The organism is Pseudomonas syringae group sp. 243L2 (assembly GCF_032587875.1).
GTDB classification, from domain to species: domain Bacteria; phylum Pseudomonadota; class Gammaproteobacteria; order Pseudomonadales; family Pseudomonadaceae; genus Aquipseudomonas; species Aquipseudomonas amygdali.
In genome coordinates this window covers 320,165-337,589 of sequence record NZ_JAWHPL010000040.1, presented here as the reverse complement: position 1 = coordinate 337,589, position 17,425 = coordinate 320,165, and the positions used below count along the sequence as shown (strand labels likewise).

The 17,425-nt window shown below is 57.3% G+C and carries 19 protein-coding genes and 1 other RNA gene; 12 read left to right on the top strand and 8 right to left on the bottom strand.

The window, feature by feature from the left end; translation table 11 throughout:
* The first annotated feature begins 566 nt into the window (after positions 1-566).
* Positions 567-1,559: an AraC family transcriptional regulator gene (locus RYB66_RS24655; protein ID WP_005778574.1), complete on the top strand. Its 993-nt coding sequence runs from the start codon at positions 567-569 to the stop codon at positions 1,557-1,559.
* A 165-nt stretch (positions 1,560-1,724) separates the two neighbouring features.
* Here RYB66_RS24655 and RYB66_RS24650 read toward each other — a convergent pair whose 3' ends face one another.
* The 4 genes from RYB66_RS24650 to RYB66_RS24635 all read right to left on the bottom strand — a co-directional run bounded on the left by RYB66_RS24650 (position 1,725) and on the right by RYB66_RS24635 (position 6,163).
* On the bottom strand, positions 1,725-2,963 hold the full coding sequence (locus RYB66_RS24650) for a 2-octaprenyl-3-methyl-6-methoxy-1,4-benzoquinol hydroxylase (RefSeq protein WP_316895710.1): 1,239 nt from the start codon (positions 2,961-2,963) through the stop codon (positions 1,725-1,727).
* A 51-nt stretch (positions 2,964-3,014) separates the two neighbouring features.
* Entirely contained in the window at positions 3,015-4,202 is a 1,188-nt protein-coding gene (ubiH, locus tag RYB66_RS24645; protein ID WP_005744763.1) for a 2-octaprenyl-6-methoxyphenyl hydroxylase, read from the bottom strand.
* Positions 4,199-5,533 (bottom strand): Xaa-Pro aminopeptidase, encoded by a 1,335-nt coding sequence (pepP, locus tag RYB66_RS24640; protein WP_004655140.1) that lies wholly within the window; start codon positions 5,531-5,533, stop codon positions 4,199-4,201. Before pepP ends, ubiH begins: the two co-directional genes overlap by 4 nt.
* 75 nt (positions 5,534-5,608) lie before the next feature.
* On the bottom strand, positions 5,609-6,163 hold the full coding sequence (locus RYB66_RS24635; protein ID WP_004655142.1) for a YecA family protein: 555 nt from the start codon (positions 6,161-6,163) through the stop codon (positions 5,609-5,611).
* Between the two features lie 150 nt (positions 6,164-6,313).
* Between RYB66_RS24635 and RYB66_RS24630 the strand changes: the two genes are divergently transcribed.
* The 4 genes from RYB66_RS24630 (at position 6,314) to RYB66_RS24615 (ending at position 7,764) form a co-directional block, all read left to right on the top strand.
* Complete coding sequence (locus RYB66_RS24630; RefSeq protein ID WP_004655143.1) at positions 6,314-6,523, top strand: TIGR02449 family protein; 210 nt, start codon at positions 6,314-6,316, stop codon at positions 6,521-6,523.
* Positions 6,520-6,849 carry a cell division protein ZapA gene (locus RYB66_RS24625; RefSeq protein WP_003317331.1) on the top strand — a complete coding sequence of 110 codons (330 nt, stop codon included), beginning with the start codon at positions 6,520-6,522 and terminating at the stop codon, positions 6,847-6,849. The genes RYB66_RS24630 and RYB66_RS24625 overlap by 4 nt, the downstream gene beginning before the upstream one ends.
* A gap of 30 nt (positions 6,850-6,879) precedes the next feature.
* A non-coding RNA gene (ssrS, locus tag RYB66_RS24620) (6S RNA) lies at positions 6,880-7,058 on the top strand.
* Positions 7,059-7,152: 94 nt separating this feature from the next.
* Entirely contained in the window at positions 7,153-7,764 is a 612-nt protein-coding gene (locus RYB66_RS24615) for a 5-formyltetrahydrofolate cyclo-ligase (RefSeq protein WP_005778569.1), read from the top strand.
* Positions 7,765-7,809: 45 nt separating this feature from the next.
* Here the strand turns inward: RYB66_RS24615 and RYB66_RS24610 are convergent, their stop codons facing one another.
* Positions 7,810-7,962, bottom strand: coding sequence for a hypothetical protein (locus RYB66_RS24610; protein ID WP_004655149.1), 153 nt, complete (start codon positions 7,960-7,962; stop codon positions 7,810-7,812).
* Positions 7,963-8,155: 193 nt separating this feature from the next.
* On the opposite strand from RYB66_RS24610, the gene RYB66_RS24605 reads away from it, so the two are divergent.
* Positions 8,156-8,605: an EVE domain-containing protein gene (locus tag RYB66_RS24605; protein WP_010192464.1), complete on the top strand. Its 450-nt coding sequence runs from the start codon at positions 8,156-8,158 to the stop codon at positions 8,603-8,605.
* A gap of 6 nt (positions 8,606-8,611) precedes the next feature.
* Here RYB66_RS24605 and RYB66_RS24600 read toward each other — a convergent pair whose 3' ends face one another.
* Complete coding sequence (locus RYB66_RS24600; protein WP_002551568.1) at positions 8,612-9,019, bottom strand: flagellar basal body-associated protein FliL; 408 nt, start codon at positions 9,017-9,019, stop codon at positions 8,612-8,614.
* Positions 9,020-9,149: 130 nt separating this feature from the next.
* On the opposite strand from RYB66_RS24600, the gene RYB66_RS24595 reads away from it, so the two are divergent.
* From RYB66_RS24595 to RYB66_RS24575, 5 genes are all read left to right on the top strand, one after another.
* A complete protein-coding gene (locus RYB66_RS24595) occupies positions 9,150-10,127 on the top strand; it encodes an NADPH:quinone oxidoreductase family protein (protein WP_010192459.1) in 978 nt (325 codons plus the stop codon).
* Between the two features lie 535 nt (positions 10,128-10,662).
* Positions 10,663-12,312, top strand: a complete 1,650-nt coding sequence (locus RYB66_RS24590) for an S-type pyocin domain-containing protein (RefSeq protein WP_316895888.1) — start codon at positions 10,663-10,665, stop codon at positions 12,310-12,312.
* Complete coding sequence (locus RYB66_RS24585; protein WP_054078398.1) at positions 12,309-12,581, top strand: bacteriocin immunity protein; 273 nt, start codon at positions 12,309-12,311, stop codon at positions 12,579-12,581. The genes RYB66_RS24590 and RYB66_RS24585 overlap by 4 nt, the downstream gene beginning before the upstream one ends.
* Before the next feature lie 47 nt (positions 12,582-12,628).
* Positions 12,629-13,420: a hypothetical protein gene (locus RYB66_RS24580; RefSeq protein WP_005778559.1), complete on the top strand. Its 792-nt coding sequence runs from the start codon at positions 12,629-12,631 to the stop codon at positions 13,418-13,420.
* Positions 13,421-13,629: 209 nt separating this feature from the next.
* Positions 13,630-14,208 (top strand): hypothetical protein, encoded by a 579-nt coding sequence (locus tag RYB66_RS24575; RefSeq protein ID WP_223886826.1) that lies wholly within the window; start codon positions 13,630-13,632, stop codon positions 14,206-14,208.
* A 290-nt stretch (positions 14,209-14,498) separates the two neighbouring features.
* Here the strand turns inward: RYB66_RS24575 and RYB66_RS24570 are convergent, their stop codons facing one another.
* Both RYB66_RS24570 and RYB66_RS24565 read right to left on the bottom strand, forming a co-directional pair.
* Entirely contained in the window at positions 14,499-15,134 is a 636-nt protein-coding gene (locus tag RYB66_RS24570; RefSeq protein ID WP_005778557.1) for a hypothetical protein, read from the bottom strand.
* Positions 15,131-15,796: an energy transducer TonB gene (locus tag RYB66_RS24565; RefSeq protein ID WP_011167426.1), complete on the bottom strand. Its 666-nt coding sequence runs from the start codon at positions 15,794-15,796 to the stop codon at positions 15,131-15,133. Before RYB66_RS24565 ends, RYB66_RS24570 begins: the two co-directional genes overlap by 4 nt.
* 273 nt (positions 15,797-16,069) lie before the next feature.
* Between RYB66_RS24565 and glpT the strand changes: the two genes are divergently transcribed.
* Positions 16,070-17,419 carry a glycerol-3-phosphate transporter gene (gene glpT / locus RYB66_RS24560; protein WP_002551564.1) on the top strand — a complete coding sequence of 450 codons (1,350 nt, stop codon included), beginning with the start codon at positions 16,070-16,072 and terminating at the stop codon, positions 17,417-17,419.
* Positions 17,420-17,425 lie beyond the last annotated feature (6 nt).

Genomic DNA, 17,425 nt, shown 5'->3' with positions numbered 1-17,425 from the left:
CGGCCATGACCGTGAGGCGGCTGGTTTTATGTAACTTCAGGTTACGGGCGTTCCAGGCAGGGCTATCGAGGTAATTCGCCGACAATCGTGCGAAAAAGTCGAAAAAACGGGGGATATAAACTTTTTTATTGCCTGAGAAATCAGACTGGTCATGGACTTGTTACTCTTTGAATTATTTTTGTGGTTGTAATTTTCTGCAAGTCTTAGGTTGTCGTACAACATGGCGCATTTATAGTCATTTGCCGTGCCAGTGTCAAATGACATCATCGCTCGGCTTCCTCAAGAAAAGGGCCCGCGGAGGTTTACTGAAAAGGCTCGGTTTTTTTGTTATACGACAACTGCTTGATCGAAGCATATTCATAGGCCGCTTTGACCTATTCAACGCTGCCCGACGCCCCTGACACGTGACGACTGCCGCCCGATGGCAAGAAACGTGTCTAAAGACTTGTACAACTGTCACAAAAGCTTTCATTCTTGGTCACGGCGTCAGGCAACGGAAATGCCCCGCGAAACCATGTCGGCACAGCCCGACGCTGAATCACCTCATGTCAGGGAGAGGCGTCCACATGCCTGAGCCAAGCAGTCTCGCCAGCTGGACCCCTGCATTGCGCAAGCAGCTCGATGCCTTGGGCTTGGATAGCAACGCGTTGTGCCAGAGCGCTGGCATAGACCCGAGTATGCTGGGTGATCCCGGCGCACAGTTTCCCTCAGACATCACCGCCGACCTCTGGCAGCGAGCGGTACAGGCCTGCCTCGATCCAACCCTGGGTTTGCGTGTCTCGCGCTTTGTCAGCCCCACGTCGTTCCACGCGCTGGGCTATACGCTGGTGGCCAGCGGTTCACTGCGTGAGGTTTTCGAACGCATCGTACGTTACCGCTCAATGGCTGAGGACTCTCTGGAGCTGGACTTCAGAACGGTGGGCGAGCGCTATGAATTCCGCTTCGGCACGCCGAAATCGTGTCAGCTACCCGCGCATGAGTTGCTGGATGCATTCGCCGCCATTTATGTGCGCACCTGCCGCAACCGGTTAGGCAGGGGCTACGCGCCGCTGGCGGTGCATCTGCAACGTCCCGCACCTGATAATCCGCAGCCCTGGCAGGATCTGTTCCGCTCGCCGGTGATGTTCGCGGCGCAAGAGAACTTGCTGGAATTTGGCGGTGATCAGTTCGACAGCCACCTGGATGACGGCCCGGTACAGGTAAACGGGCAGGAATCCAGGGGCGATCCGTTACCTTCGCTGATCTGGGAGCAGCGCGTGCGCTCGGCCATCGAAACCCTTCTGCCGGATGGCGAACCCACCGTCAGAACCATCGCCGAAGCCCTGCACCTGAGCACCCGCAGTTTGCAACGTCATCTGGCCGACGAGGGCTGCTGTTACGACCTGCTGCTCAATCAATGCCGCCAGAACCTGGCATTGCTGCACATGAACGATCCGCAAAGCTCGCTGAGCGAAATCGCCTACCTGCTGGGCTTTACCGACACCACCAGCCTGAGCCGCGCCTTTAAACGCTGGACCGGACTGACACCAGGGCAGTATCGCAACGGATTGGTGCGCTGAGTATGAGGAACGATCATCAACTATCGTGCGACGCTCCGCGTCGCATGCCGTTCTGGACGCTCTGCGTCCTCCCTTGATTAAGCGGTGCGGCGCACACGCAAGGGATTCCTACGCTGGAGCATGAGGAACGATCTTCAACTATCGTGCGACGCTCCGCATCCGACCCTATAGGATAGTGGCGGGCTCAAGCCGCGCCAGCTCAGGCAAATCTCCCGACAACCCCAACGCTTCGCGCACGAACAGTGCCTTGGCTTCGGGCATCCGGTTGACCATTTTCAAACCGGTATTACGCAACCAGCGCAGTGGCAATTGGTTGGCCTGAAACAGCCGCTCGAAGCCTTCCATTGCGGCCATCAGCGCCAGGTTGTGCGGCATGCGACGACGCTCGTAGCGGCCCAGCACGCGCAGGTCAGACCAGCGTTCACCACGCCCGGCAGCGTGGGTCAGGACTTGCGCCAGCACGGCTGCGTCGAGAAAGCCCAGGTTCACGCCCTGCCCGGCCAGCGGGTGAATGGTATGTGCCGCATCGCCAATCAGCGCCAACCCCCTGGCAACGTAACGCTTGGCATGACGCTGACGCAGTGGCACACAAACGCGCTCATCGGCAGACACTACCTGGCCCAGACGCCCTTCGAATGCCTGTTCCAGTTCACGACAGAACAGGTCATCTTCCAGCACCATCAGGCGCTCGGCTTCAGCCGGTGTGACTGACCAGACAATAGAGCACCAGTGCTCGCCCTCGCGCTCCAGTGGCAGAAAAGCCAAGGGACCGTCGTCGGTAAAACGCTGCCAGGCAGTTTTCCTGTGGGAATCAGCGGTGCGCACACTGGTGACGATAGCGTGATGCAGGTAATCCCACTCACGGGTCGGCGTTTCGGTCAGGCGGCGCACCGCAGAATTGGCACCATCGGCGGCAACCACCAGCGGTGCGCGCAACTGGCGACCGTCGGCCAGGGTCAGCAGCCAGTCATCTCCGGAGTGGCGCATCTGCTCCAGCCGCGCATTGGCCAGCAAGCCGATGTCGCTTTCATGCAGGCGATCGAGCAACGCATCCTGCACCACGCGGTTCTCGACGATATGGCCCAGCACATCAGCATGCACGCTGGAGGCAGAGAAGTGAATCTGCCCGGTGCCGCTGCCATCCCAGACCTGCATGTGCGCGTACGGGCTGATGCGACGGGCCGCGATGCCTTCCCATACGCCCAGCCGCTGAAGAATTCGCTGACTGGCTGTCGACAAGGCACTGACCCGTGGCTCGAAAGCCGACTGTTGGTCAAAGGGTTTGACGCTCAGCGGCCCACCGTCGACCACCAGAACATCAAGACCGCTGCCCTCCAATGCAAGAGCAAGGGCGCTGCCGACCATTCCGGCTCCGACAATCAGCACATCTGCGCGCGTTTCCATGGTCAAACCGTTCTCGCTTGCGGCCGCAGCCGTGTGTTTAAAGTGTGTGATTCACACATCGGATCGGGTCCCCAGGCCCATCGCCTGGCGGGCAAACCAGCGCTTGGCGGCTGGCAACAGGTCCAGGCCCAGCAACCCGACGTTACGCCCGGTGGCAACCGCCGACCGGGAGCTGCCGAACAGGCGTGTCACCTTGTCGGAGAAACCCACGGTCAATTGCTGATCATGACGCTGACGCTCACGGTAGAGCTGCAGAGTAGACAACTCACCGGGCGGCGCGGCGCTGTCCAGCAGCGTCTCGGCCAGTGCATCGGCGTCACGCAAGGACAGATTGAACCCCTGCCCGGCAACCGGATGCAGGCTGTGCGCCGCATTACCCAGAATCACCAGATGCGAACGCACCTGCTCTTCGGCCTCGATCAGCGCCAGGGGGTAGACATGCCGTGCACCGACCTGACGCAGCGTGCCCAGACGATAGCCAAACACGCCCTGCAGCTCTTCCAGAAAACTGCGGTCGTCCAGCTCGGCCAGGCGCTGGGTATCGTTGCCCGGACGCGTCCAGACCAGCGCACAGCGGTTTTCCGGCAATGGCAGCAGCGCCATCGGCCCGTCCTCGGTAAAACGTTCGAACGCCTGCCCGCAGTGAGCTTCGCTCGGCGTGATATTGGCAATCAGCGCATGCTGGTCGTAGGGCCGTTGCCGCACTCCAATACCCAGCTGCTCGCGCAGGCTGGAGCGACCGCCATCGGCCAGCACGGCCAGATCACAATCCAGCTCGGTTTCGTCACTCAGGCTCAGGCGATAACCATCGGCCAGCGGCTGCATGTGCCTGACCTCGGCCGGCACACGCCAACTGACGACATCCCGATCCAGCGCCGCCCACAGTGCCTGACCGAGCCAGGCGTTCTCGACCACGTAGCCGAGCGCCGGAACACCCTCTTCAATCGCAGACAAACGGGTCGCGCCGAAGCGGCCACGGTCCGAGACCTGAATTTGCAGAATCGGCTCGGCGCGGCGGGATATCTGCTGCCAGAGGCCAAGCCGCTCATAGATGCGTCGCGAGCCGAACGACAGTGCCGAAGAACGCGCATCGTAGCTGGGCTGCCAGGCTTCACCCGGCGCAAAGGGTTCGATGAGCACGATCTTCCAGCCACGTGCCCTGGCACCGGCCTGAAGTGAAAGCGCGAGACTTGCACCCACCAATCCGCCGCCGACGATGGCGATATTAAAGCGGCTCATGCGACCTGTGCCTTTGCAGCCGCCATCAGCGCCTCGATCTCGGCGACGGTCTTGGGCACGCCACCGGACAGAATTTCACAGCCCTGCCTGGTTACAACCACGTCGTCTTCGATTCGCACACCAATACCTCGCCATTTCTTCGCGACGTCCAGATTGTCGGGGGATATGTAGATCCCGGGTTCAACAGTCAGCGTCATGCCGACCTCCAGTACACGCCACTCGCCGCCGACCTTGTATTCGCCGACGTCGTGTACATCCATGCCCAGCCAATGCCCGGCACGGTGCATGTAAAACATCTTGTAGGCCTCGCTCTCGATCAACTGATCGACGTCGCCTCGCAGCAAACCCAGCTCGACCAGCCCTGCGGTAATCACCTTGACCGTCGCTTCGTGCGCCTGGTTCCAGTGCTTGTCGGGGCCGATGGCCTCGAAAGCCGCATACTGAGACTTGAGCACCAGCTCGTAGATCGCTTTTTGCTCGGGAGAAAACTTGCCGCTCACCGGAAACGTCCGGGTGATGTCACTGGCATAGCAGTCGATTTCGCAGCCCGCATCGATCAGCACCAGATCGCCATCCTTGAGAACCGCATCGTTCTGCTGGTAATGCAGGATGCAACCGTTGCGCCCCGAGGCGACGATTGAGCCGTAGGCCGGCATCTTCGAACCGCCCTTGCGAAATTCGTAATCCAGCTCGGCTTCCAGGCTGAACTCGTGCAGTCCTGCGCGACAGGCCTGCATTGCTCGCACATGGGCACGCGCAGAGATGTCCGCCGCGCTGCGCATGACTTTGATTTCCGCCGCCGATTTGTACAGGCGCATGTCGTGCAACAGATGATCCAGCGCGACAAATTCCTTGGGCGGCTGAGCACCGAGGTGCGCCTTGGAGCGGATCACGTTGATCCAGTCCATCAGATGCCGGTCGAATTCAGGGTTGCTGCCCATCGCCGAATAGACCCGGTCACGGCCCTCGATGAGGCCCGGCAGAATTTCGTCGATGTCGTTGATCGGGAATGCATCGTCCGCACCGAAATCGCGGATCGCGCCTTCCTGTCCGGCGCGCAGACCTTCCCACAATTCGCGCTCGGGGTTGCGTTCACGGCAGAACAAAACGTACTCGCCATATTCGCGTCCGGGAATCAGCACCACCACCGCTTCCGGCTCGGGAAAGCCGCTCAGGTACTGAAAGTCACTGTCCTGCCGGTAGACATGCTCGACATCACGATTGCGAATGGCAACCGCCGCAGCAGGCAGGATGGCAATGCTGTCAGGCTCCATCTGAGCCATCAGAGCCTTGCGGCGGCGGGCGTATTCGGACTTCGGGATCTGAATCATGGGCAGCAGGAGTCCTGATGGAGTCTACCGGGCCGCACTGTCGTCAGCGCGGGCCGGTGTCGCAGTGATGGGCAATCAGTGCAGAGAAGGCTTGGGTTGCGGCGCAGCAGGCTCATTGAATTCGGTGAACAGCAACAATGGCGCTACGCGCATGTATTCCATGACTTCCATATAGTCGGTCTCGCCGTCTTCGGACTCGTCCAGTGCGTCCTGAACCTGGGCAATGGCCGCCAGATCCTCAAGAACATCCTTGGCTTCAGTGCCGAGCGTCTTGTCGCCAATGGCCAGACCGAAGCCTGCCAGAAACCCCTGACACCATTGGCCCAGCGCGGCAGCACGCTCGGTCAGCGGCTCATCGTCGCCCGGCAGCAACAGCACGACGGTCATGTCGTCACCGGTGAGTTCGCCCTTGACCATCTCTTGCAAGCCGATAAGCGCCTGGCGGATATTGTCTTGCGGCTCGGTTTCCAGCAGCACCGAAGCATCGGCAAACCAGCCTTCGTTATCGAAACCGGCACCTGCGCAACTGCGCCCCAGCAGCAGGCCATGCAGCTCGGCAGGGGATACCTGGTGACCGCCACTGTTAAGCAGAGTGGCGAACGCTTTGTACGGAGAATTCTGAATGGGCATGGGTAGCTAGTCGCCAAACGGCGCAATGTCTAGAATGAAGGCCTTGTATCCTAGACTATCCGCGCGACAAGATCACCCGGACGGCGGTTCGAGCTTGAGCACAAGCATCGCCTCCCCTGCCATTCATCAGAAAGTATTCAGTGGAAAACAATGGAAGACACCGACCTGCAAGCGCTGATGAAACGTGTGGAGCTGCTCCTGAAGTATGCCGAGCAACTTAAAGGCCAAAATGCAATCCTATTAGCTCAGGAAAAGACCTGGCGCGAGGAACGCGCCCAACTCATTGAAAAAAACGAAATCGCCCGGCAGAAGGTCGAGTCAATGATTTCGCGCCTCAAAGCCCTGGAGCAAGACTCATGAGCAATGGCAACAGCGTTACCGTTCAGATCCTCGACAAGGAATACTCGATCATCTGCCCTCAGGAAGAGCGCACCAACCTGGTCAGTGCCGCCCGTTATCTGGACGGCAAGATGCGTGAAATCCGCAGCAGCGGCAAAGTCATCGGCGCCGATCGCATCGCCGTGATGGCCGCGCTCAACATCACTCACGACCTGCTGCACAAGGAACATTTGCCTGACGTACAGACTAGCGGTTCGACTCGCGAACAGGTCCGCGATCTGCTCGACAAGGTCGATCTGGTGCTGGCCACAGACACGCCCGGCACACCGGATTCAACTCGGGGCTGATTATTGCGAGGCATTTCTGTATACTCGCGCTGCTCCCTGGAGTGCTTGCCAGTCGGTCATGTCCCTGAGCCGATACGCACAACCACGGGGGTTGCACGTTGGGGTTGGTGTGCATGTCCGCTCGACGGAAAGCCTTAAAACCTCCTGCAATCTCCACCTTGAACTTTCGGGTTCAAGGGCTAAACCGACAGCGGTTCGTCGGGGAGTCCACATTCAGTTCGTTGCCAGCCCTGCTGTCTGGCAACGACGATTCTGCTCTGGTTTCAACTCCCTTCCCGGATCAGCCTGCATGACCTTCTGCTCATGACCAGCGCCCAATCGCTCACCCGTCCGCAACTGCGCCGCCAGCTACGCAAGGCACGCAGGGCGCTGACTCGCAGCCAGCAACGCGAAGCCGCCCGCGATGTTTACCGACAATTGGCGCAGCACCCGCTGTTTCGACGTGCCCGGCATGTTTCGCTATACCTGCCGATGGATGGCGAGATCGACCCGCGGCTGCTGCTGCGTGAAGCACAACGACGCGGCAAGGCCACTTACCTGCCAGTGCTCAATGCATGGCCGCGCACGCGCATGGTTTTTCAGCGCGTGCGTCCAGGCGAGAAATTCATCCCCAATCGCTTCCGCATTCCCGAGCCTCTCATCAACCGCGCGAAACAACGCCATGTGTGGGCACTCGATCTGGTGCTTATGCCATTGGTAGGGTTCGATAACGAAGGCGGTCGCCTGGGCATGGGCGGAGGGTTTTATGACCGAAGCCTGGCGTATCTGGCGCGCAGGAAGGCCTGGCGCAAACCGGTTCTGCTCGGGCTGGCTCACGAATGTCAGAAAGTGGATCGACTGGCGCAGGCCAGTTGGGATGTACCGCTACAAGGCACGGTATCTGATAAAGGCTGGTATCTGACACAGATACTCTGATCGTTCAGCCAACAGGGCAATCAACGATCAGAGCAGAAGCAGGGCTTAATGCCTGCCGGGGACTTTTTGCTGTTGTTGAGTGATCTCGACTGGAGCGTCATCCTTGCTGGTCCACAAGCTTTGCGCATAACCGGTTGTCACGACACCCAAGCCAAACAGAATAACCAGAATCCAGAGTAAATCAGGCTTGCGTTTCATTGACTGCCCTCCTTAGGCAAATCAATACGATGTCAGCATCGGTTTTTGTATAGGCCGTGCAACAGCGTGGAGCTTTAAAGGGCGGCATTTTGCGGTAACGTGAACCAGTACGCAAATAGTGGCGCAAGCCGACTGTCGGTTTGTGATCAAACTGTCGGTAATACCGTGAACTTTTGTCTCTGGAGAGAGAGCAATGGCCTATTGGCTGATGAAGTCCGAGCCTGACGAATTCTCGATCAGCGACCTGCAAAACCGGGGTAACGCTCGCTGGGACGGGGTGCGCAACTATCAGGCGCGTAATTTTTTGAGAACCATGGCAGAGGGTGACGAATTCTTTTTCTACCACTCCAGTTGCCCGGAGCCGGGAATCGCCGGCATCGGCAAAATCGCCAAAGCCGCTTATCCAGACCCCACTGCGCTGGACCCCGACAGCCACTATCACGACGCCAAGGCCACCGCGGATAAAAACCCGTGGAGTGCCATAGACGTCGAGTTTGTGGATGTCTTCAAGAGCGTGCTGGGGCTCGGTTATCTGAAACAACAAAGCCAGCTGGAGCAACTGCCTCTGGTGCAAAAAGGCAGTCGGCTTTCAGTGATGCCCGTCACCGCCGAACAGTGGGCGGCGATCCTGGCACTGCGCTGACACGCGTTATTGAACGATGAAGTTATTGAACAGCAAGTCTTCGACAATCGGCTTGCCTTCTTCATCGTTCATGACGCGTTGCACCTGCTTGAGCGCTTCCTGACGAATGTTTTCCTTCGCTTCAGCACTGCTCATGGAATCAACCGTCTGCTGAGTGAACAGCGACACCAGTTGATTACGGATCAAGGCGTCATTGCGCTTCACCGCCGCCTCGGCATCGGCACCCGTTACACGCAACGCGATGTCAGCCTTGTAGACGCGCAGCTTGGGGCCGCCATCCAGCGCGTAGTTGCCCACGAACGGTGGCGTCAGCGAGACATAGGCCGCTTTGGGCGGGCCGCCTTCTTCCTTGGCTTCCTCTTGCGCCATGACAGGCAATGACAAGGCCAGCAATACCAGAATCCACGCTTTCACAGTCCACTCCTTAATACGGTTTGCCACGTAGCTTACAGCTTATGTGTGCTTATCAGGCCGGGCCATGCTTGTTGACCCGAGAACCCACTTAACTCACTTTATCGGCCATTACCGAAAAAGGAATAGCCTAATGAAAGCCCTGTTATGCAAAGCCTTCGGTCCGGCCAGCACGCTGGTGCTTGAAGACGTGCCTGGCCCCGAGATCAAAAAGAACGAAATCCTCCTCGACGTACACGCCGCCGGGGTCAACTTTCCCGACACGTTGATCATCGAGGGCAAATACCAGTTCAAGCCACCCTTCCCTTTCTCGCCGGGTGGCGAGGCCGCCGGCGTGATAGCGGCCGTCGGTGAAAAGGTGTCCCATCTCAAACCCGGCGACCGCGTGATGGCCCTCACCGGCTGGGGCAGTTTTGCCGAGCAGGTCGCTGTACCCGGTTACAACGTACTGCCGATACCGACGAGCATGGACTTCACCAGCGCTGCGGCGTTCAGCATGACCTACGGCACCTCCATGCACGCGCTCAAACAACGCGCCAACCTGCAAGCCGGCGAAACCCTGCTGGTGCTCGGCGCATCCGGCGGCGTGGGCCTGGCCGCCGTGGAAATTGGTAAAGCCCTCGGCGCCCGCGTCATCGCCGCCGCCAGTAGCGCGGAAAAACTTGAAGTCGCCAAAAACGCAGGCGCAGACGAACTGATCAATTACAGCGAAACCAGCCTCAAGGACGAAGTAAAACGTCTCACCAACGGCAACGGCGCCGACGTCATCTACGACCCGGTCGGCGGCGACCTCTTCGACCAGGCCATCCGCGCCATCGCCTGGAACGGCCGCCTGCTGGTCGTCGGCTTCGCCAGCGGCCGCATCCCGGACCTGCCCGTCAACCTGACCCTGCTTAAGGGCGCATCGGTGGTCGGCGTGTTCTGGGGCTCGTTTGCGCAGAGACAACCGCAGGACAATGCGGCGAACTTCAAGCAGCTGTTTGCGTGGTTTGAAGAAGAGAAATTGAAGCCGCTGGTGTCAACGGTTTATCCGCTGGAAAAGGCCGGGGAGGCGATTGATTTGTTGGGTGAGCGCAGGGCTGTGGGGAAGGTGGTGGTTTTGGTGAATTGATACCTTGAGCCTGTACTATTAAGTAAATCGTTAGTATCAAGTCGAAACTGTTAAGAAAAATATATATCTACACCACCTAACCACTCTTGAGGAAATACTGTATCGCCATACACAAACAAGGACTTAATGTATGGCAGACCAAAACCCTAATGAACAAGAACAAAAGCATCTATACGTAGTACCTAACATGGGAGGTAACAAAAGCGTAAATACCAGTATTACTGGACCTGGAAGTAACACGGGCGGCGGAATTGAAGTAAAGGTCAGCCCTCAGCATACCGGCGCCCCTGATGCTACTCACGGATCCAGAACACGCCAGGGTGGCGATTGGTCGTTCGGCTTCAACAGTGGAACTGGTGGTGGCTTCAATGGAGGACTCAGCGGCGGCTTTGGTGGCTCAAGTAGTAAAAGAGCCAAAAAACGCGCCCGCGCTCGCGCTCAAGCCAGATCAGAAGCTCAGGCTTCGGCCCAGCGGCAAGCGGAAGAACACGCGGCCCACCTCGCAAGAGTAGACGCTGAGGCACATGCCCAGGCAATGGCAGAAGCCGCCGAGCGAGAACGTATTGAAGCGCAAGTACGTGCACAGGCCGAAAAGGATCAGGCTCATCGACTGGCTCTTGAAGCGCTGACGAATGCCTACCCGTCGTTACAATCTGGATTTGCACAAAACTATTTACTGGCTTCTGCGTCGCTGCCGAATACTCTTCAAAAAGAAATAGCGCCGGGTCATGACCTGAATGTTGATTACCCAGGCGACAAGCAGGCTCTTGAGCTGATACTTCAGAAAAAAACCAGCGTTAACTACTTACTCGCAACCAAACAGCCTTTACTGGAAGAGCGTCGCACTCAGGCTATTAGTCTGACCGGTCAAGAACTTGACCATGCCACACAAAAGGACCACCTCAACTATTTGGTGTACTTCAGCCAGGGTGATCCTCTACGTGTGCAGCAGGCCCATGAAGCGTGGGTAAACGCGTTATCTCAAACCTACCAAGCAAAGCTTCTTGCCGAGTCGGTCACGCTGCTCAATGAACAATCAGCAGCACTTTCCATGCGCCATGCTGAACTGTCGCTAGCCGATAAAACGGCGAGTCAGGATGCAGATCGGACATCATCCCGACAGGCCGCTGGCATCAACAAGCTGTGGTCAGCTATTGCCCCCGCGTCAACCACCACCGCAGCACCGGGCATCAGGACCGTTGCGACCAACATCGCGAAAGACCAGCTCATCAGGATCGCGACCAGAACGCTTGGCAGCAATCTGGTCACCTTGCTGGCGATGTATCCACAACCGTTGGGCGACTCAGAGCTGCCGCCTGCTGTGATCGCCACACCTCTGTCGCAGCTCAACCTGCCACCGCATATCGATCTGCAGTACCTTGCCAGCGTCAAAGGCACGCTGGATGTGCCTCATCGACTGACGTCCGATGGAGCTGGCGCAAGCGGCGCTGCACGCTGGGTAGCTGCGGATGGTGTGAAAGTAGGTACCAAGGTTCGCGTAAGAACTTTCACCTATAACGCACTGAACAATTCCTACGAGTTTATCCGAGACGGGGAATCGACACCGGCCCTTATATGGACGCCAATAGCACAACCGGCGGACAGTTCGACAAGCTCACCCGCAGGGCCACCCGCGTTGCCGAAAGATCCAGGCAACGTGGTGACACCTTTTGTACCCGAGCTTGAAGCTTACCCGGCGATTGATCGAGATGATCCTGATGATTACATTCTCATATCGCCGATTGATTCAGGGCTGCCGAATAGCTACCTGCTGTTCAAGGACCCGAGGTCGATTCCGGGGGTTGCGAGTGGGTTTGGTGAGCGCATAACAAACACTTGGTTAGACGCTAGGACTCGGGCTGAGGGGGCTCCAATTCCTTCTCAAGTTGCAGATCAATTGCGTGGGGTACGCTTCAGCAATTTCGGCCGTCAGAGAGAATCCATCTGGAAAGCTGTGGCAAATGACTCAGAAATCAGTCAACAGTTTAGTCAGCGGAACCTGCAATTAATGAGGGCCGGTAACGCACCGCATCCAAAATTAGAAGATCAGGTAGGACGGCGTACAAAATTCGAGATTCACCACAAGGAAGAAATTGCAAACGGCGGGGCGGTGTATGACGTAGACAATCTAGTCATCATGACACCAAAACAACATATAGAGCATCATAGGAACCGTTCACAATGATCATGAAAGAAAAATTTGAAGATTACACTGAAGAAGAGTTTCTTGATTTTTTGAGGGAGTTCTCTCCCGAGCGCAACAAGCTTGAAGGGAAAGAATATGGGGCATATGTCGACGTATTGTTGCAGCATTTCATTAAAGTGACCGAACACCCCGCACAGTCGGACGTAATATTTTATCCTGAGGAAGGCCAAGAGGACAGCCCCGAAGGAGTTCTGAAAGTAATCAAAGAATGGCGAGCTAAAAATGGCAAGCCTGGATTCAAAAGTTAAGCCCTCCATAAACTAACAGCTCAAACACTATAAAAAGGAAATCATCCATGGAAGAATTACATCATCACCTTCAGCAATTACCTGGCTTTCTGCAAGCCGAGCTTGCGGCTCACGTCGGCGACTGGAACGGAACACGTTACATCGATATAACCGATAAACACATACACGCTATCAATCATCTGGTTGCCAGCAAACGTGCGCCCTTGCGACAGGACCACATCGACAATTCGTATTTTTTGTGGGGCACTGCCCCCTGGGATAAATCGTCTCTTGAGTTAAACGCACAGATGCGGGGTATGCCAAGCGGAGTGCCCACTGATTTTTACTATATGACGGGAGACGCCCGCTTTCATATGGAGAGCATCCGCTTTCTAAACGAACTCAAAGGCAATCTCGAGTCGCTGCATGCTCGGCTAATAGAACAGGAACGCGAGTATAACGAGCGCATGGCCCAAGAAGCCGCACACCGCCAAGCCGAAGAAGCAGCGCGCGCAAGAGCCGAGGCTGAAGCGGCAGCTCGACGACTCGCGGAGGAACAAGCAGCGCAGCAGCGGGCCATAGAGGCCGCGTTACAACTTGCACAGCGTCAGGTCGAAGAAGCCAAGCACGCTTTGGCCTTGCGCAACGCCGAGGAAGCTCGCGCTAAAGAGGCCGAATCCCGCCATGCGGTCGAGGTGACATTTGGACCTGAAGCATCGCGAGAAATCGATAATGCAATCAAGGTACTGAGAGGCACTATCGAAATCGCGATCACAGACTTCTCGAACGCGATCAACGCTCACGGCGCGCTCGGACTGAGCCAGCTTGAAACAATTCAACATATGAACGCCACTCACTAATCTTTCGCGACAAGGCCGGGACCAAGGCGATGACGCTTTGGTCCCGGCACTGTGCATCAAGTGGAACTGACACAAGGCATCAAAACAGACCTGATCGCTACTCAAATCATGCTCGACCCTGACCTCCGCCTCCTTGAAATAACTGATAGCAACTTCGCCGTTAACACGATTAAAGCTGTGAGAAAATAGCCGCTTTCCCGACTCGGGCCTTGCTTGTTACGGACGACTTGATTTTGTCAGCATTAACGCCGCCGACCGAGCCTGACTTGGCTTACCAGGTAACGCAGACTGTTTTGGCCACGGCGGATATGCCGACAGCTTATGACTTTTCCACTCTAGACAAAGATTATTGCATCCCTCACCCGACCTCAGGAGAGTTGAGCTTCGGTTACATTTCTATGTACGAAAGCCGCAACCTGACCTTGCCAGGCGGAGAAATTTATTTGCGTGTAGGTAAGCATTTCGGCTTCAGTAGCGGTTTTGGAGTCAACCACATTTGGCAGGGGCACGGTCATGAACTGGCCAAGTCTGGCTGCAAAACCATTCAGGATGTATCTGCATTTGTTGCCGGAATTTTAAGTGCAGGTGCACAGATTTATTGCGAGGGTTATCAGACGCGTGATGGGCATCGACTTACGGTCATACGCAATGCCAGAGGGTGCGCAATTTTGTCGCCACAAGAAGAAGCTGAACGAGGATTTTTCTACTCGGTGGTCACCGCCTACAAAATACTTAGGAGGCGACCGGCGATCAAAGTAGGGACTCTGAAACCAAAAAAAGCGCCATAGGCGCCTTTTTCAGAGTACGAGAGGGCTGGTAGTCGCAGCGCTTGCTTAGCACGTCCAGACACGAGGCCTGAAAGGGGTCGAAAGCCAACCGTTGTCGCCAGTTGCCGCTACCGCACGAGTGACGCCTCGCACAATCCACACCTGCTCGCCGGTATCGTCATTGAATCGAGCAGGCCCTGCTCTTATTGAGCCCTCGCGAGCATTCTGATGAAACACAGGGTCGTCGTCAACCACAGGGCTGCATTCTGAAACTGCTTTGATACTGGCACTTCGCTGATGCCCCGCCCTTCCTACAACACCTTCCTCACATTCTCCGGCAAATAATCCACATACTTACGCATCGGATTCTTTTGACATTGGGCGATAATGCCCGGCGCCGCCTCCAGCAGCTCAACAACCAATGCCTGACGCTCGTCCAGGGTGAGAAATTGCTCTATGACCGGACCGCTCGACAGGTACAGCTCTGTCCGCATTAGCGCATCCGGCTTGACGTCCTTGCGCCATTTGCGACCCTCGAACATTTCCCTGTTCAACTGCCAGCACAACTCCTGCTTCAGCTCGGCATTGGCTGTCAGCGGCGGGTTGCTGTGTGGTCGCCCTGTGAAGGTAAACGTGACTGTGACTGCTTCGCCCTCGGGATGAGAGGCCGGTGGGTCCCAGGGTTCAAAGGTCCATAGTTCAACAGCACTTCGGGTCAGGCTGATGAACCTCGGATCAGTTGCCCCCCGCACTTCAAGAAAGCGCACGCCGCCATCGGCCTGAATGAAAATCCTGACGGTGACACTGTTTTTTACCAAGGCATAACGCATCGACGCCGGATAGTCCGGCTCCGGCATATACAACGGTACCGGATACGACGGCAACGCCTGTGCTGTCCCCGCCGAGAGTAACCCCGCCAACACGATCACACTCAGCACGCGGCTCATTCGCTGCCCTCCGCTTGCTCGGCCAACCCGACCATCAATACCTTGACCGGCCCAGGCAGGTAATCCCCATATAGATGATCCGGATTGCTTCTGCAGTTGCTCACTACCGCAGGTATCGACGCTCCGAGCAATTCAAGCAACGCCTTGCGCTGGGGCTCGCTGCGCTGGTGGGCAACATGACTGCCGAACAGCGCCTGCCCGGTGTACCAGAACACGTCGACTTTACTCAGCGGCTCTTTGGGATAGTCCTGGCGGGCGGATTTCACTTCGTGGTTGAGGTAACCGCAACGGATATTGCCCAAGCCGACGGTGACTTCGGTATTGAAACGCCTATAGCCATGGGAGCCGAAAATCACCGGCACGGTGATCGTGGTCATGGGCGGCGCGCCGACTGTTCCGACCCAGGGTTTGTAACGCCACTGGCGGAGCGCCTGCTCCACCGCTTCGGCGAGTTGCGGGTGGCCGCTCTCTACGGCCCTGACTTCGCGGACCTGACCGTCGGACTTTATCCACAGCTGTGCCCGGACCTTGCCTGCGTAGCGGGTCTTGACCAGTTCAGGAGGAAACACCGGTGCTGGCGTGTACACCGGCACCAGAAATGACTCCGTCGCGCCAACGTGCGGGGCCAGTGCGACGGCAATCATAAAGGCGGAAATTCTCATTGTTGTAAGGGCTCATCGTCGTGGTGCGCCGCTGCGGCGCAATGACGACGATGGTAAAAGCCTGCCGAAAGGCCAGTAAGCACGCGTCTTCCGATACGCCTGTAGGATCCATCCCAAACTTTTGAAACACATACAAACGCTCGCCAAATGTTCATAAAAGAACAGGAAAACGTCCGTATCTCCTACAAAAAATCAGTCCAAAGGCACTGCTTTTTTCTGTAATGAAAATGTAATATTCGCATTCGCAAAAAAACAATAATCAGGAGCTTCTCCATGTTTGGGTTTTTCCGCCCTGCCAGGCATCAGGCACCCCTTCCCGAAGAAAAGGTCGATAGCACTTATCGGCGTCTGCGCTGGCAGATCTTCGCAGGCATCTTTATCGGTTATGCCGGTTACTACCTGCTGCGCAAGAATTTCTCGCTGGCGATGCCGTATCTGATCGACGAAGGCTATACGCGTGGCCAGCTGGGCGTGGCGATGTCGGCCATCGCGATTGCCTACGGCTTGTCGAAATTCCTCATGGGGATCGTTTCGGACCGCTCCAACCCGCGGTACTTCCTGCCCTTCGGCCTGCTGGTATCTGCCGGGATCATGTTCATCTTCGGCTTCGCGCCGTGGGCGACGTCCAGTGTCACGATCATGTTCGTGCTGCTGTTCATCAATGGCTGGGCACAGGGCATGGGCTGGCCGCCAAGCGGGCGGACGATGGTCCACTGGTGGTCGCAGAAAGAGCGCGGCGGCGTGGTGTCGGTGTGGAACGTGGCGCACAACGTTGGCGGCGGCCTGATTGGCCCGCTGTTCCTGCTTGGCATGGGCTGGACCAACGACTGGCACGCAGCATTCTATGTGCCGGCGGCCGTTGCGCTGCTGGTGGCGGTCTTTGCTTTCGCCACCATGCGCGACACCCCGCAATCGGTGGGCCTGCCGCCTATCGAGCACTACAAGAACGATTACCCGGAAGGCTACGATGCCAGCCACGAAGAGGAATTCAGCGCCCGGGAAATCTTCGTCAAATACGTGCTGCGCAACAAGTTCCTGTGGTACATCGCGATGGCCAACGTGTTCGTTTATCTGCTGCGCTACGGCGTGCTGGACTGGGCCCCGACCTACCTGAAAGAAGCCAAGCACTTCACGGTCGACAAGACCTCATGGGCCTATTTTCTTTACGAGTGGGCAGGTATTCCGGGCACGCTGCTGTGCGGCTGGATGTCGGACAGGATTTTCAAGGGTAATCGCGGCCTGACCGGCATGGTGTTCATGTTCCTGGTGACCATTGCCACGCTGGTGTATTGGCTGAACCCTGAAGGCAACCCGACCGTCGACATGATCGCGCTGGTGTCTATCGGTTTCCTGATCTACGGCCCGGTCATGCTGATCGGCCTGCAGGCGCTGGAACTGGCACCGAAGAAGGCAGCGGGTACGGCAGCCGGCTTTACCGGGCTGTTCGGCTACCTGGGCGGGTCGGTCGCGGCGAGTGCTGCGATGGGCTACACGGTCGACCACTTCGGCTGGGACGGCGGCTTTGTGCTGCTGATCGGCGCGTGCATTCTGGCGATGGCATTCCTTGCGCCGACGCTGCGGCACAAACAGGTCGCCAGCACCTCGCGCGATACCAAGGACTGACCCAAA

What these genes read in the sequence shown, in the direction of transcription:
- ubiH (WP_005744763.1), bottom strand. Translation starts at nt 4,202, where the DNA reads ATGAGCCGCTTTAATATCGCCATCGTCGGCGGCGGATTGGTGGGTGCA.
- RYB66_RS24585 (WP_054078398.1), top strand. Translation starts at nt 12,309, where the DNA reads ATGATCATGAAAGAAAAATTTGAAGATTACACTGAAGAAGAGTTTCTT.
- RYB66_RS24590 (WP_316895888.1), top strand. Translation starts at nt 10,663, where the DNA reads ATGGCAGAAGCCGCCGAGCGAGAACGTATTGAAGCGCAAGTACGTGCA.
- RYB66_RS24630 (WP_004655143.1), top strand. Translation starts at nt 6,314, where the DNA reads ATGGAAGACACCGACCTGCAAGCGCTGATGAAACGTGTGGAGCTGCTC.
- RYB66_RS24580 (WP_005778559.1), top strand. Translation starts at nt 12,629, where the DNA reads ATGGAAGAATTACATCATCACCTTCAGCAATTACCTGGCTTTCTGCAA.
- RYB66_RS24625 (WP_003317331.1), top strand. Translation starts at nt 6,520, where the DNA reads ATGAGCAATGGCAACAGCGTTACCGTTCAGATCCTCGACAAGGAATAC.
- RYB66_RS24655 (WP_005778574.1), top strand. Translation starts at nt 567, where the DNA reads ATGCCTGAGCCAAGCAGTCTCGCCAGCTGGACCCCTGCATTGCGCAAG.
- RYB66_RS24610 (WP_004655149.1), bottom strand. Translation starts at nt 7,962, where the DNA reads ATGAAACGCAAGCCTGATTTACTCTGGATTCTGGTTATTCTGTTTGGC.
- pepP (WP_004655140.1), bottom strand. Translation starts at nt 5,533, where the DNA reads ATGATTCAGATCCCGAAGTCCGAATACGCCCGCCGCCGCAAGGCTCTG.
- RYB66_RS24650 (WP_316895710.1), bottom strand. Translation starts at nt 2,963, where the DNA reads ATGGAAACGCGCGCAGATGTGCTGATTGTCGGAGCCGGAATGGTCGGC.
- RYB66_RS24605 (WP_010192464.1), top strand. Translation starts at nt 8,156, where the DNA reads ATGGCCTATTGGCTGATGAAGTCCGAGCCTGACGAATTCTCGATCAGC.
- RYB66_RS24635 (WP_004655142.1), bottom strand. Translation starts at nt 6,163, where the DNA reads ATGCCCATTCAGAATTCTCCGTACAAAGCGTTCGCCACTCTGCTTAAC.
- RYB66_RS24595 (WP_010192459.1), top strand. Translation starts at nt 9,150, where the DNA reads ATGAAAGCCCTGTTATGCAAAGCCTTCGGTCCGGCCAGCACGCTGGTG.
- RYB66_RS24615 (WP_005778569.1), top strand. Translation starts at nt 7,153, where the DNA reads ATGACCAGCGCCCAATCGCTCACCCGTCCGCAACTGCGCCGCCAGCTA.
- RYB66_RS24570 (WP_005778557.1), bottom strand. Translation starts at nt 15,134, where the DNA reads ATGAGCCGCGTGCTGAGTGTGATCGTGTTGGCGGGGTTACTCTCGGCG.
- glpT (WP_002551564.1), top strand. Translation starts at nt 16,070, where the DNA reads ATGTTTGGGTTTTTCCGCCCTGCCAGGCATCAGGCACCCCTTCCCGAA.
- RYB66_RS24565 (WP_011167426.1), bottom strand. Translation starts at nt 15,796, where the DNA reads ATGAGAATTTCCGCCTTTATGATTGCCGTCGCACTGGCCCCGCACGTT.